Source organism: Neomelitea salexigens DSM 19753 (assembly GCF_000422345.1).
GTDB lineage: Bacteria > Pseudomonadota > Gammaproteobacteria > Pseudomonadales > Spongiibacteraceae > Spongiibacter > Spongiibacter marinus_A.
The window spans coordinates 1-13743 of sequence record NZ_AULP01000001.1 but is presented as its reverse complement, the minus strand read 5'-3'; the positions used below and the strand labels follow the sequence as shown (position 1 = coordinate 13743).

The following is a 13743-nucleotide window of genomic DNA, read 5'->3' as shown; positions in this document are numbered from 1 at the left end:
CTTTGCTGCGGGCTGAGGAAATGCTCAAGACTATAATCAAAAGCCTCATCTGAAAGATCGAAACCCGGTGTTGGCGTCACACGAGCGCTTACAGCTCTTATGGGCTCGTGCGGTATCCCGTATTTCTCTAGTTTCGGGCGTAAACTTGGATTCAAGTGGCACGCTAGGGACGGGTAGACTAGATCCGTTGGATGGATCCCTCGCCTATGCATGTAAAGCGAAAAGTTCGCTGATAATGCATTCAATGGAAATAGGTAGGAGATGCTATTCATTAGGTAGATATCCTCAAGCAACTCCTCATTAATCATATACTGCTCTGGGGCTTTCATCGCGCCGCGCTCGAAAAGCTCGCTCATCGTGAGGTGTGTTCCGCAGGTCTTGCATTTCGACTGGCAACGCATGAAGTTTGATGGCCAAGGCTTTTTGCAGTCTGGGCAGGCTGTTAGTAAAGGCTCGTTGTGAACCGGACAGAGAGCTATCCAAGGAAAGTCATACAGGGCTGAATGATAGCCAAGGCGAGCGCAAGAGCGACAGTTTCGTATGGGGACAATTCCGTTGCAGGTCGAGCTGGCGTACCTAAAAACCTGTGAGGCACCGTCATCCGAATTTGGGAGAGCGGCGTCTCGCTCTGCCTTATTGCCAGACCGTGACCGACATTGCTTAAGCTTATCTTCCAACGCGGGATTGGCGATATAAAATCGCCGCTGTTGTGAATATATGCTCTCGCCGGGCCGTTTGAGGATGTCCCCTTTGTTAAAAATCATTTTAAGACGCCAGTTTAACGTTCGAGGGCACTACACCAGACACATTAATGCAGTGTCGAATCATTTCCCCACGCTCTTCGTAGTCTCCGAGACCGTACCTTGGAAAGTAGTCCAGAAGAAGCGTATTGACTGTTGTTGTGAAATACTGCATTCCCCAGGATCGAAGCCCAAGGGGCTTGCGGTATTCGTCGTTAAATATTTCCCATAACAACGGCGCAAGAGAGCATATCTCCCAACCATCGGGCGCATCATATGGCCTTAGTACCTCGGTAAGTGTTTTTTTATTGCTCTCGGGATACTTGTAGTTGTCATACTCCAGAAGGCACGCTTTTACGTTCTCAACACATTGAAGGCCTGTAAAGTAGTAGCAATCGTTAAAAAATCGCCCGCGATATTTATCTAACGCTTCTTCAGTTCTCACTTCTTCAACAAACCGGTCGTATTCATTACAGTTAGCAATAAAAACAACCATTAGGCTGACCCCGATTGCCAGTAACTTTTCACCGAGTTCCATAAATGGGTCGTACTGAGAAATTGAGAGGTACTGCGCTTCATCGACAATGATAACGACCTGACGATTCGCGTTGAGGCAGGCTTCGTCAGCAAGGTAGTTAACCAAGTCGTAAGCTAACTCATCTGAGGTTGCTCGGGTTTTAACGGTGTTGTGAATGGAAAACCATAGGTTTCTAAAAACGGCGGTAATTGTTTTAAGGTCACGCTTTGCCAAGGAGATGTACACGCTGGATACTGGTTCTCCGCAGCGTGTACGCAGGCGGGTGCTCACTTCTCTAGCAGCCGTAGATTTACCGTGCCGGGCGTCACCGAGCACAATTCCACCAGCTCGACCGCACCATAGCCAACTCAGTACCGTCTCCTCAAGACCGGTTAGCATGGGGGTATCAATCACCATCGCTCGCGGGTTGTAGATAGGATGGTCAGGAGGCAATACGGCTGAATTGTTGGTTTGCGACTTTTGCATAACACTATCCTCTACCGGCAATTCTTGGTGACCATGGCTTGAATCTGCCCAGCTGCGATAGCTGACCGTGGGGTTTAATTCGTGATTCTGCGACAGGGACATCAATGGGGTTCCCCTCCGGACTAAACTCGCGATACACCCTTATCAGTTCTTGGGCAAACTTAGGAATGTGCTTATTCTCGACTAAGTATTTGAAATAGCCGCCGAGAGGGTCTCTATCTTTGAAGCGCTGAGCCTTTACCGCATCTCGAATATGCCGTCGCGTTAAAACGCTGTGAGGAAAATGCATCCAAGATCGCGGCCCGCGCATTTCACCCAAGGGTTGCCCTGCGCTTGTATAAGCTTTTATGCAGCGGATATCCCGCCAGTCATAAGTCACGGTGACTGTCTTCGGGAGTGGCCGCAAGGCTCGCAATTCAGGAGAGGAGTATCGGTCGCCAAAAAAATTAACGTACGGAAGACGACGCTCTTTCAGGTTACATTTAACGGGCACGACTTTCGTCTGTTGGAACGGGTTTCCATCGTACCGTAGCTCAGAGGGTAGCAATCTAGGGCACCGTTGGCCGATATTATTCTCGAACCATTGAATTGGGCTCAACCCACCTAGTCGGGCTTGCTGGCGCTGGTTGTGCTCGGCGACGAAAACTTCAATGGTTTCCTCAAAAGTCTTCAAATTAAGCATCGGCGCCTTCGCTAGCCGTTTTTGCCGTCTTCTGTCACGTACATGTGAACCCGTTGTAGAGGGGAAGCGGTGCTCCATTTCAGCGATCCGTTTGAACGCGTATTCGACAGCCTGCCGGCTCTTAGGTGCAGCGGGGATCCCCAAGCTAAGCGTTGCACCTAAGCGATTGCAGATAAACTCTCGCACACGAAGTGCGTGATGAGCGTATGCGTTATCCAGTTTGATGGTATCGGGCGCGAGCGTTTGGCAATAATCGGGCAGATCTACGACAGCAAAGGGTTTTGGAGGGTACGTCAACCCGGGGGTCAGTAACGCACGCGCCGGTGCAAGCCCCACCATTCTCTCCAAAAGAAAGAGAAGATCGAACTGGTTGGGTGTTTTGCTTAGGCTTACATGGGCCGCAAGAATCATGTCACTAGCGATATCTACGGCACAATATAAGTGAACACGCGGGAGGGGGAGGGGGATCTCCACGTCATCCATGACCAAATACACCTGGGTTGTCAGATCAACCTGATGGCCGTCAATTTCAACGTACTCTAATGCGTGCTGCTTGGTAAGATCGCCCCGGATAACGCGCGTTGCCCTTGGGCTCGGAAGAGTGAAATCGGCGAGGCGACGATTGTAATAACGTCTGACCGCCTCATAGGCAAGTGAACGCGTCGAGAAGGGGTATCTGTTGAGGGGCCAATTCGCTCCTTGCAAATAGTCGATAAAAGACTTGTGGCATGATTGAACCGTCGAGAACTGCTCATGTTTGCGTGGCCTTGCCGCCGACTTGATGAGGGCATCCAGGTGTTTCTGCAAGCCTGGCACAGTATGGAGTAAATGCTGAAAGGCATTTGCATTGCCTCCACGCGTACCTAGCTCCGGTAATGGAAGCCGTCGCTTTGAAGAGGCCAAGCGTTGAAACGGAATCAAGCCTGATGTGAGAGGCGGAAACTCATCGTCCTCACCGGCTAACGCTCGCGAGAGTAGCTGTGACACCCGTGATGGATTAAGGTCAAATTTATGAGCGGTAGCCGTTAGGGGATGGCCATCGAGAATCTGCTTCACGACGGCGAAGTTTCGAAGAAATCCGCTGCGCGTCTTCTCAGGCAAAGTTTGAATATCAATTCGCGGCCAGGCCTCGATGTTCCCCCACTCTGGTGACTGAGTTAGGCGCTCACGCCACGTCAGGTACATAGTTCAAACACCTGATCAGGGAGTAGCGGTGTCTTTGATAACTCTGTCCGAACCCTCCCTTTGTGGAGCAAGGTCAAAAGCGCGATTTCTGCCAGCAAGCTTGCTTCTCGCTCAGACACGTCCACCACGTCACTGAAGCACATTTGCTTTTCCGCCTGGAACCGCTGCCAAAGCGACATTTGAGTCGCACTGGTATCTAACAGTCTATTCGCCGCTAACCGCCGAACGATATCTAGCCAGTTTCTAGCCTCCTGCTCTCGCTGCATAACCAGCTCATTGCGTTCTACGAAAAAACGCATACCGTGCAAGTCAAAAAACGCCGACAAGGCCATCTCCATCGGCTCAGGCAGACTGACCTTAGCTTTGAGCTCAACGACCTCTTGAGTGGCGCCACGCTGCACAAAAAAGTCGGGGGTGTATCGCTTGCCACCTACATGAAGTGAGAAGGGCTGGGGCACAAACCCGCGAACATCCGGATCACCTTCCAACAGTGCGGCGAACAGCAGCTCAGCGAGGGAATGAAACATTGCAAGATCAGGGTACTTAACGAAACGTTGAACATAGAAGTCACAGCCAACAGCGAATTTACGTCGGGTCTGATGTTGTTGGGGCAGCAGTGAATCTGCTTTCACACGTGGTAACGCATCGAGCGTCCACGGATTTTTGAGCACGCTGTTGGGCCGCATAGCGTTACTCCCAGGGCGAGAAGAGTAAGCTCTTATCTATACGCTTGTTGGTGTTGAGTTAAAAGAACCGAAGATGCACCAATTACTGGTAGTCTGGTGCAGGGCATTTGGGCGGCATTTTTGTCGTGTTTTTCCGCTTGCCGCGGCGGAAAGTGGGGCGTATAACGGGGACGAAGGTGCACCCGAGAGCCTAGTGAAATGGTACGGATTCACGCCAGCGGCGGCGGATTTCCCGCGCCCCGGCCCAAACGGCTTTTCTACCCGAAAACGCCGCGCCCGGACACGTTCCCCATCCAGCACGTGCAGATCGACTGGGACCGCCTGATCGCCAAGCGCGAACTGGTGCTCGACACCATCGACGCCATGCCGGCCTACCTGCTCAAACCGGAAGTCCTGGGCCTGCTCGACGCCGAAAAGCACCCGACCTACCGCCTGATACTCGATTTGATGTGGACCACCGGCGCACGTGTCTCCGAGGTGCTGGCGCTCACGCCGGGCCACTTCCGCGATGATGGCTATGATTTTCTGGTGGTGCTGCGCACGCTCAAGCAGGGTCCGGGGCGGCCCACCAAGGTCCAATTGGCGCGCAGCCCCAAACGCGCCGTCCCCATAGTCGATCCCTTATTGCAAGACCGCATCCAGAGCTACCTGTACGCGGGGCATTTTCGCCAAGACGAGCGGATTTTTACGATGGCGCGCCAGACGGTGAACCGGCATATCCACGATTTAGTGGAAAGAGTCGGGGGCGCGCCGATCAATATTACCTGTCATACCTTTCGGCACAGCTTTGCGATACATCTGCTGCTACACGGTCGACCGCTGAAGATCGTGAGTCAGCTACTGGGCCACAAGTCGATCGAAAGCACCGAGATCTACACCAATGTGCTCACTGCCGATGGCGGGCATTTTTTGGACGGGGTGGATTTTCATTGATGGACGACTTTTGGCACAAAGCCGACACCCATAGTGCCGCAGGCAATGGCAACAGTAGTCACATAGCGGACATCGGTTTCCCAAAAGCAATTCGCCGACCGCCGGGGCTGACCCTCAACCTAGGTTAAGTGGCTAGATTAAACGCTAGTCAATAATTCTTCGGTTAAATAATGGCGCCCGACGGATACCGTCACACAAAGCGGGTTAGTGGATCTTTAAAGCAAAGGAAAGTGCGGGATGGTGCGTTTTTCAAAGGCGATAGCACCCTTTATTGAACTTGAGTTAGTGCGTGCCAGGCAGGCTGAGGCATTTGGCGATGCAGTAACAGGTTTTCGTCATTTGGAAAATGCCCATGTACTGGGTCAGGAGTCCACCAGATGGCATGTTAAGGTGCATTGGTTGATGTTTCGCTGGGGTTTGCGTCAGAGAGATCGTAGGGAGGTCGTGGGCCAAATCATTCGTATTATCGGTGCGGCCGCGCTTACCGCAATAAAAGGCGTGCCGATAGGTAATACTGGCGGCAGTAATATCAGCCCCGTGAAGCCCTTGCCGATTAAACCGGAACTCGAAGCGATTATTGCCAAGGCCAAAGCAGGAGGGTCGTGACCCTTTTTGCTGAAACTCGGTATGACTGGCAGCAGTTTTGCTGCCAGTCATTTCCTATAGGCTAGTCAGTTTGATCTCGCCGGTGCACCCAGCGATAAAGCACCGGCAATACAAATAGCGTCAACAACGTCGATGAGATAATTCCGCCGATCACCACCGTGGCCAGTGGGCGTTGAACCTCAGCCCCGGTACCCGTATTCAAAGCCATCGGCACAAACCCCAGACTGGCAACCAAAGCTGTCATCAATACCGGGCGCAGCCGAATTAGCGCGCCTTCAACGATGGCCTCACGCAAGTCGCCGGTCTCGTGCCAAAGGTCACGAATAAAGGCCAGCATCACCAAGCCATTCAAGACCGCAACCCCTGAGAGAGCGATAAAGCCAACGCCTGCTGAAATTGACAGGGGAAGATCGCGAAGCCACAAGGCCAATACGCCGCCGGTCAGGGCCAGGGGCACACCGGTAAAGATGATCAGCGAATCCCTTAAAGAACCGAAGGCCATCACCAATAGCCCGATAATTATGGCCAATGTGACGGGCACCACGAGCGCCAGCCGCTGGCTAGCGGATTGCAGTTGCTCAAAGGTGCCGCCGTAATCCAACCAGTGGCCACTGGGCAAATCCACTTTCTCAGCAATCTGACGCTCAACCTCATCCACAAAGCTGCCAAGATCCCGGTCTCGCACGTTGGCGGTCACGACCACACGACGCTTGCCGTTTTCCCGGCTGATTTGAGCCGGCGCCGGTTTAAGCTGTAGTTCTGAGACTTCCGCCAGCGGCACATAGTTGCCATCGGGTAGGGGAACCGGCAGAAACCCGAGGCTGTCGATGTCGCGCCGTATGTCCTCCGGCAATCTCAACGCGAGGGTAAAGCGGCGATCGCCTTCGTAAATCAGCCCAACGTCTTCACCGCCGATGCCCGCCGCAATCAGGGATTGCAGATCATCAACCGTCAAACCGTAGCGGGCCAGTGCTATGCGCTTGGGAATAATCGACAACATGGGTAAACCGCTGACCTGTTCCACACGCGCGTCGGCGGCGCCTTCGACTTGCTGAACCACCGCCAAAATGTCTTCGGCGGTTTGTTCGAGCTTATCGAGGTCATCACCAAATACCTTGATGCCAAGATCCGCCCGCACACCGGAAATCAACTCGTTAAACCGCATTTGAATGGGCTGGGTAAACTCGTAGTTGTTACCGGGCAAGGCGTCGAGTGCTTTTTCCATGGCATTCACCAACTCTGCCTTGGAACGGTTTGGATCAGGCCATTGGTCGCGAGGTTTCAGCATCACAAAGTTGTCGGCTACATTGGGTGGCATGGGGTCGGTGGCCACTTCCGGCGTGCCGATTTTAGCGAAAACCTTGTCAACTTCCGGAAAGGCTTTCAGACGCTCTTCGAGTATTTCCTGCAACTTGATGGATTGCTCAAGCCCGGTGCCGGGTATCCGCAAGGCATGTAAGGCGATGTCGCCCTCGTCGAGCTGAGGTACAAACTCAGAACCCAGTGTGGTTGCCAGCCACAGGCAAAACGCCACCAACAGCGTTGCGCACGTGACAACCAAGCCAGGCAAGGCCAGCGCCTTTTCCAGCAGTGGGCGATACAGGTTTTTGCCTGAGCGGATGATCCGGCTTTCCTGCTCCTGGAGCGGGCCCTTCATAAACACGGCAACCGCTGCGGGAACCAGCATGAGCGAGATGATCATGGCTGCCAGCAAGGCCATCACCACAGTGGCGGCCATTGGGTGGAACATTTTTCCTTCCACCCCGCTGAGGGTAAAGATCGGGATGTAAACGACGGTGATGATGGCCACGCCGAACAGGCTGGGGCGGATCACCTCACGCGTCGCGTCATACACCACCTCCAGACGCTCGCGTAATGCCAGAGTTTGACCAGCATGACTCAATCGCCGAATACAGTTCTCAACGATGATCACCGCACCGTCGACAATCAGTCCGAAATCCAGCGCGCCTAAACTCATCAAGTTGGCAGAAACGCCGGTGCGTACCATCCCGGTAATGGTCGCCATCATGGAAAGCGGTATGACAGCAGCAGTGATCAAGGCTGCACGGATATTGCCGAGCAGTAGAAACAGCACCACGATGACCAGCAACGCGCCTTCCAGCAGGTTTTTCTGCACGGTGACGATGGTTTTATCCACAAGAGTCGTGCGGTCGTAAACGGTTTCTACCTTGATACCGTCCGGTAAAGAGGCTTTGACATTTTCCAGTTTGGCCGCAAGATCTCGAGCCACCGTGCGCGAGTTTGCACCTGTCAACATCATGGCAGTGCCCAACACCGTTTCTTTGCCATCGCGGGTGGCTGCGCCGGTACGCAGCTCCTTGCCAATGGCAACCTCAGCCACGTCTTTGACCATGACGGGAGCTGAGCCATGACGACCGACAACCACGTGCTCTATGTCGGTAATTGTCTGAAGTTGCCCCGGCGAGCGCACCAGTATCTGCTCGCCATCGCGCTCAATATAGCCAGCACCACGGTTATTATTGTTGGCCTGCAATGCACGAGCGATATCCTGCAAGGTGATGCCGTGCTCCAGCAACTTCATCGGGTTCGGTGTTACGTGGTATTGCTTGTCGAAACCGCCAATGGTGTTGATCTCCACCACGCCGCGAACCTGAGCCATCTGCGGCTTAATAATCCAGTCCTGAATTTCCCGTAGTGCGGTTGCATCCCACGGTTCGCCATTGGGATGTAGGCTGTCTTCGTCCGCTTGTACGGTGTAACTGAATATTTCGCCCAGGCCGGTAGCAATTGGCCCCATTCGGGGTTCAAGGCCCGAGGGTAAGGCGCTTTTGATTGCCGCCAGTCGCTCGTCAATCAGATTGCGAGCGTGGTAGATATCCGTGCCTTCCTCAAACACCACGGTGATCTGCGACAGACCATAGCGGGACAGCGAGCGGGTGTAATCGAGTTGCGGTAAACCATAGAGCGCCGTTTCAACCGGAAAAGTGATCCGCTGTTCGGCCTCCAAGGGTGAGTAACCCGGCGCTTCGGTGTTGATTTGTACCTGCACATTGGTAATGTCCGGTACGGCGTCTATGGGAAGCCGCTGGTAACTCCAGATGCCCATCCCGGTCAGAACCAGTATGAAACTCAGCATCAGAAAGCGCCTCTCGATGGAGAGGCGCACAATTGAATCAATCATGTTTCTCTCCTTCAGTGTTCGTGAGCCGCGCCGGATTTTTCGATATCGGCCTTAATCAGATAGCTGTTTTCGACGACGTAGTGCGCACCCGCATCCAGCCCCGATAACACCTCGGTATGGTGCCCATCGCTGCGACCGGTTTCTACGACGCGCGCGTGGTATTCATCGCCTTGCTGAACAAAAACAACCGTTTTGCCTTCAAGCTGCTGTAGCGCCCGGTTTTCCACAACCAACGAAGCGCTAATGATTTCTGCATCGATTTCACCACTCACCAGATCGCCCGGAGCCATATCCCCCTCAGGATTATCGAGCAGTACTCGGGCGAGGATATAAGGTTCGCCCTGGCCTGCGGGGGCAAGGGATTCAAGGGTGCTGTCGTGACGGTGACCGTTGTGTACAACGTGCACCGGCAGTCCCGGCTTTACTTCAAAACGTTGGGCGGAAAATACCTGCAAGGTCGCCCACAGTTGCCGGGTATCCATCACGGTAAACAAGGGGGCGCTACCACTGATCTCACCGACACTGGTCTGGCGGGACTGTATGACACCCGCGATAGGTGCGCGGATCGCGTAATCTTTCAAGCTGTCGTTGGATTCAATGATGGCTAGCACCTCACCCTTTCCAACATGCTGGCCAACACGAGCGCTGACGGATTTCACCAGACCAGCAAAGCGGGCTCGGACTTCAATGCGTTGATCCGGTGGCAATTCGAGGCGACCGTAGACCTTGAGATGACGCTCTATGGTGCCTGGGCCAGCAATGCCAGTGCGAATACCATTGCGCCTCGCCATGGCTTGCGAAATGGTGGTCGATGGCGTTCCCTCATCGTGTTTATGCTCAGCATCTTCGTGATTCACGGATTCCGAATGGCCTGAATCGCCATGATTGTCATGATCCCCGCCAGCAAGGGCTTGTTGTGCGGGTAAGGTAAGAAAGGTAGCAAGCAAAAAGTACCGTAATGTCGTCGTGATTTTCATGATGTGTCTTCCGAATTCATTGGTCATGGCGGCTCTCCTCGCTGAGCGGAGTCGCTGTGAGCTGCTCGATCAAGGCCTGATGGTAGAGGGCACTGGTTGCCTCGCTGATCAGCCGCCGCTGTGCATCCAGCAGTTCATTCTGAGCAGCTAACCAGTCGGTATAGCGATAGCGCCCTTGTTCATAGGCCCGGCGTGTATGGGCTTGCGCCGACTCCAATGCCGGTATGACGTCTGCCTGAAGGGAGCGGGTTGCCAATTGTCTCTGTTGGTAGGTCTTCCAAGCCCGATAAAGGCCTCTGCGCAATGCGAGACGTGCGTCCTCCTGGCGGTAGGCTTGGCTTTCGAGCTGCGCTCGAGCCGCTTTTTCTTCGCCGCGATTGCGCCCGCCTGAGAATAGAGGAATGTCCATGCTGGCGATCAAGCCCGAGTCACCGCTGAACTGATCGCGCCGCACGCCCAGACGCCAACCAACATTGGCGCTGGATTGACTGCGTACCAGTGCCAGTTCGGCCTCAGCCATTCTCTGTTCGGACGCCATTATCGCGATGCCGGGGGATGACTCCACGCGACGCCACAGGATGGGAAAGTCATCCGGCGCCGGATTAGCAAAGAGATCCCCGCTGACATCTTCAAACTGAGCTTCGCCTGCGCCCCATAAGGTTGCCAACGCGAGCTTTTCGACGTCATATTTGGCCTGCAGCGCGGCAAGATTCAGTTCAACCTGAGCCTGTTGAGCCTTCGCCCTGAGTCGGTCGGCATCTGGCGCCGCGCCGTTACGGGCAAGCCGTGAGGCAACAGACAAGGATTCGTTAGCCAGCTGCAATGCCCGTTCTTCGACTTCAATTTGCTGCTGCAAACTGAGAACCGTGGCAAAGCCCTGGGTTACCGCAGCGATCAAATCCAGCGCAGCGATCTCACGCTCCAGCGCAATTTGCGCGTAGCGAGTGTCGGCCAATGCCGTGCGGGCCGAGCGTTTTCCGCCTAGCTCGATAACCGAACCAATAGAGAGCGCATATTCCGCCTTGTCCGTTCCGGAGAACTCGCCACTACCTGCGAGATTTTCCGCTGCGATACCCAGCGTGTACCCGGGCCTCAGATTGGCCGACTCTCGTTGTGCTTCAGCGGCCTGTTGCCGTAAAGGAAAAACCTGTAGCTGAGGGTTTTCGTCAAGCGCGCGAGTTATGGCTTCCTGTAGTGTTAGCTGCGCTTGGGCAGCAGAGGCAGCCAGGCACAGCACCAGCGCAAGCCACCGCCTGCACGGGAGATACATGATATTCATGGATTAATCCTGTTGTGTTAACGCAAAAAAGTTTTGGTTGAAACAGGATTTATTGAATTGGCGGTCTGAACGGCGTGGTTTGATTAGCTTCCGTTAGCCAGGCGAGATAGCTCATGGCTTTCGTGCCTCGGCTAGTCCGCTCGACGAGGGCATTAGAGGGGGGTAAGAAGGACGTTTGATGAAAATGGCAATGACAGCAGTGGACACAGCTTTCTGCATCATCACTGTGTTGTCCTTTATCACTCGCATCCGCAGCATGTCCATCATGGCGTAATTCTTCGCTAGCTGCAGTGTCGCCATTAACACCGTGTTCATCCAGCATTGCCCACACGGATTGCGATGCAATCAGGGCGACAAGCATATAGATGATGCGGATGTGGCTTTTCATATCGAATAAATGTGGTTAGAGAAAAAGCATGGTTCGAAAGAGTATACGACACAGGCGATTGAATAAAGTTTCAGGATTGACGAAGGTGATGGCTTGATATTGGGTCTGCAGGCCTACTTAAAAATCGATGATAGATCTAGCCTAGGTGGTATGGGCTCTTCTCGTTGCTTTGAAGATCAAATGACCTGACTGTCTGCTATTGACCAGCAGCCGACCACCACGCCGAAAAGGCTAGAGTCCGCTCCTGTCGCAATGAAGACAATTCTATAAGTCTCGCAATGCTTCAGATATCGCTATTTCAGGCGGCTCTTCATAAATTAATGTTGTAGAAGGATTTACGTGCCCCGCAATTTTTTGGGCAACTTTTACTGACTTTTTCTGTTTGTGAATGACATTCGTGATCAATGATCGGCGACCACTGTGTGAGCTTGCTTTTTCTACACCGGCCCAGACCCTGAGCATGACGGCCATGTGTTCCTGCAAGGTGTTCGGAGAATAGGCCCCACCTTTTTGAGTAATAAAAAGAGGGGAGGAGGGCTTGAGCGTTCCGGCTTTTTCTATCCGTAGACGCAAATAGTCCGCTATGGCGGCGCGAAGAGCCGCATCTACCATAGGAAGATCTCGCGATTTTCCGCTATGTTTTCGAACGGGTGGGTAAAAATCTTCAGGATTCACGTCAGCACCGGCTTTAGCTAGCGCTTCAATCTGCTGAACCACTTGATTGAAACGGGCTACATCGAAACTGACCGTTCTGCGCTGATACTGACTTTGGGAGCGTCCCATAGCATCGGCGCCTTTGGTGTAGGCTGCTGGCAGGCTCATGACTTCGAGAAGCTTGAAGTTGGTACCTGAGGGATTCAGTTTCGCAATCTCTTTTATCTGAAGCAGGGCAATCTCTTGGGCCCGAAGTCCAAGCTTGAAACTGATCTGCATGATCGCCGTGTTCTTTTCAGGATGCCGGTGATGCTGGATCACGTCGAAGACATGGTCTTGTTGCTCAGCAGTGAGTACGCGCGCCTGGCCAGATTTGGGCATGGAAACCTCGAAGAGGGCTGCAAGAATAATCCGTAATAATGATATTTTAACGGATTATTGCGGTGAGAGTCTGTTGTGATCGAAATTTATCACCATCGAAGTAATATACTCGCCTTAGCGATCACAAGCAGTGCCAACCGTCCGGTGAAATTTTCGGGCCTCTACAAAGGGAATACTGAACTCATCCACTGGAGAGATAAGCTCAGCATTCGCTATCTCAAGCCCAATCAAGGGCATTCAGGGAGACTTAAGAGGTTATTCTGAGTCTCGCCATCTGGTTCAGTGGTTAGATATTTATTCCCAAACCGGCTCGTTCGAACTACAACTTGTGCACGCCCCAGGAGCGTAGTCCCAACATAAAACTCCCATTTCCCATTATCTATGCCTTCAATGGCTTCTTTCTGAGTGAGTTTCCAGCGGGACATATCGTCATTCAAGCCACCAACATGCGTTATTCGCTCGCTTGGATCGTAGCGGTCTTGTTTGTTTATGCACTTAATTTCAATAGCCATGCTCCATTTCTCCTTGGCGCCGAGTTGAGCTACGAACAGTAGTCAAGAATCAACGGCTATCCAAGGCAGCAGTGCTATACATTGAGCAATTAAAGTCCCGCTGGTTAAAGAATTCAGGGCTATCCATGGAAATTCAGCAAATTGGAAGGTTTCGTTTAGTGAAATAGAAGGATGGCCACAAATGCCAACCTCTCGCTCTCATGCAAATACCATATTTAACATAATATATATTATGCGAACATAAGTAGATCGCCATCCGAGCGGTTAACACCGCTCCAGCAACTGGAGAATCTCACTGAGATTGCGAATGGGTCTCATATTCGCAGTTGCGCATGCGAATGAAACATCAGCATATATCGTATGAGATTTTCCAAACGTTATCGCTCACGTGTAAGGATCGTTTTAAGTTCTTTTATTCTTGCCTCAGTGATCCATACATACCAATATCTGGAAGGCACTGTGAATCGCCCCCAGTTTGCTAGACACCTTTTAGCCATAGAAAATGGCACAAAGAGAGGTGTTTATGAGCAAGCAGCGTTATCCAGAAGAGTTCA

11 protein-coding genes are annotated in these 13743 nt (G+C 52.8%); 2 read left to right on the top strand and 9 right to left on the bottom strand.

What is annotated here, in order from left to right; all coding sequences use genetic code 11:
- Positions 1–765: 765 nt before the first annotated feature.
- Genes H573_RS0100060 through H573_RS0100050 form a run of 3 tightly spaced genes read right to left on the bottom strand, consistent with a single transcriptional unit; the run spans position 766 to position 4296 of the window.
- Positions 766–1743, bottom strand: a complete 978-nt coding sequence (locus tag H573_RS0100060) for an ATP-binding protein (RefSeq protein ID WP_027872486.1) — start codon at positions 1741–1743, stop codon at positions 766–768.
- Between the two features lie 4 nt (positions 1744–1747).
- Positions 1748–3610, bottom strand: a complete 1863-nt coding sequence (locus tag H573_RS0100055; RefSeq protein ID WP_027872485.1) for a hypothetical protein — start codon at positions 3608–3610, stop codon at positions 1748–1750.
- A complete protein-coding gene (locus tag H573_RS0100050; protein WP_027872484.1) occupies positions 3601–4296 on the bottom strand; it encodes a hypothetical protein in 696 nt (231 codons plus the stop codon). The genes H573_RS0100055 and H573_RS0100050 overlap by 10 nt, the downstream gene beginning before the upstream one ends.
- 198 nt (positions 4297–4494) lie before the next feature.
- Here H573_RS0100050 and H573_RS0100045 point away from each other — a divergent pair, with 198 nt between their 5' ends.
- Both H573_RS0100045 and H573_RS0100035 read left to right on the top strand, forming a co-directional pair.
- A complete protein-coding gene (locus tag H573_RS0100045; RefSeq protein ID WP_027872483.1) occupies positions 4495–5229 on the top strand; it encodes a tyrosine-type recombinase/integrase in 735 nt (244 codons plus the stop codon).
- A gap of 237 nt (positions 5230–5466) precedes the next feature.
- Positions 5467–5835 carry a DUF3703 domain-containing protein gene (locus tag H573_RS0100035; protein WP_027872482.1) on the top strand — a complete coding sequence of 123 codons (369 nt, stop codon included), beginning with the start codon at positions 5467–5469 and terminating at the stop codon, positions 5833–5835.
- Between the two features lie 61 nt (positions 5836–5896).
- Here the strand turns inward: H573_RS0100035 and H573_RS0100030 are convergent, their stop codons facing one another.
- The 6 genes from H573_RS0100030 to H573_RS0100005 form a co-directional block, all read right to left on the bottom strand.
- Positions 5897–8998 (bottom strand): efflux RND transporter permease subunit, encoded by a 3102-nt coding sequence (locus tag H573_RS0100030; RefSeq protein ID WP_027872481.1) that lies wholly within the window; start codon positions 8996–8998, stop codon positions 5897–5899.
- Positions 8999–9009: 11 nt separating this feature from the next.
- Positions 9010–10002, bottom strand: a complete 993-nt coding sequence (locus H573_RS0100025) for an efflux RND transporter periplasmic adaptor subunit (RefSeq protein WP_084497781.1) — start codon at positions 10000–10002, stop codon at positions 9010–9012.
- Positions 9992–11254, bottom strand: coding sequence for a TolC family protein (locus tag H573_RS0100020; RefSeq protein WP_084497779.1), 1263 nt, complete (start codon positions 11252–11254; stop codon positions 9992–9994). Before H573_RS0100020 ends, H573_RS0100025 begins: the two co-directional genes overlap by 11 nt.
- A 49-nt stretch (positions 11255–11303) precedes the next feature.
- Complete coding sequence (locus H573_RS19445) at positions 11304–11642, bottom strand: hypothetical protein (RefSeq protein ID WP_154653799.1); 339 nt, start codon at positions 11640–11642, stop codon at positions 11304–11306.
- A 264-nt stretch (positions 11643–11906) separates the two neighbouring features.
- Positions 11907–12677 (bottom strand): site-specific integrase, encoded by a 771-nt coding sequence (locus H573_RS0100010; RefSeq protein ID WP_027872477.1) that lies wholly within the window; start codon positions 12675–12677, stop codon positions 11907–11909.
- A 227-nt stretch (positions 12678–12904) separates the two neighbouring features.
- A complete protein-coding gene (locus H573_RS0100005) occupies positions 12905–13189 on the bottom strand; it encodes a DUF3892 domain-containing protein (protein WP_027872476.1) in 285 nt (94 codons plus the stop codon).
- Positions 13190–13743 lie beyond the last annotated feature (554 nt).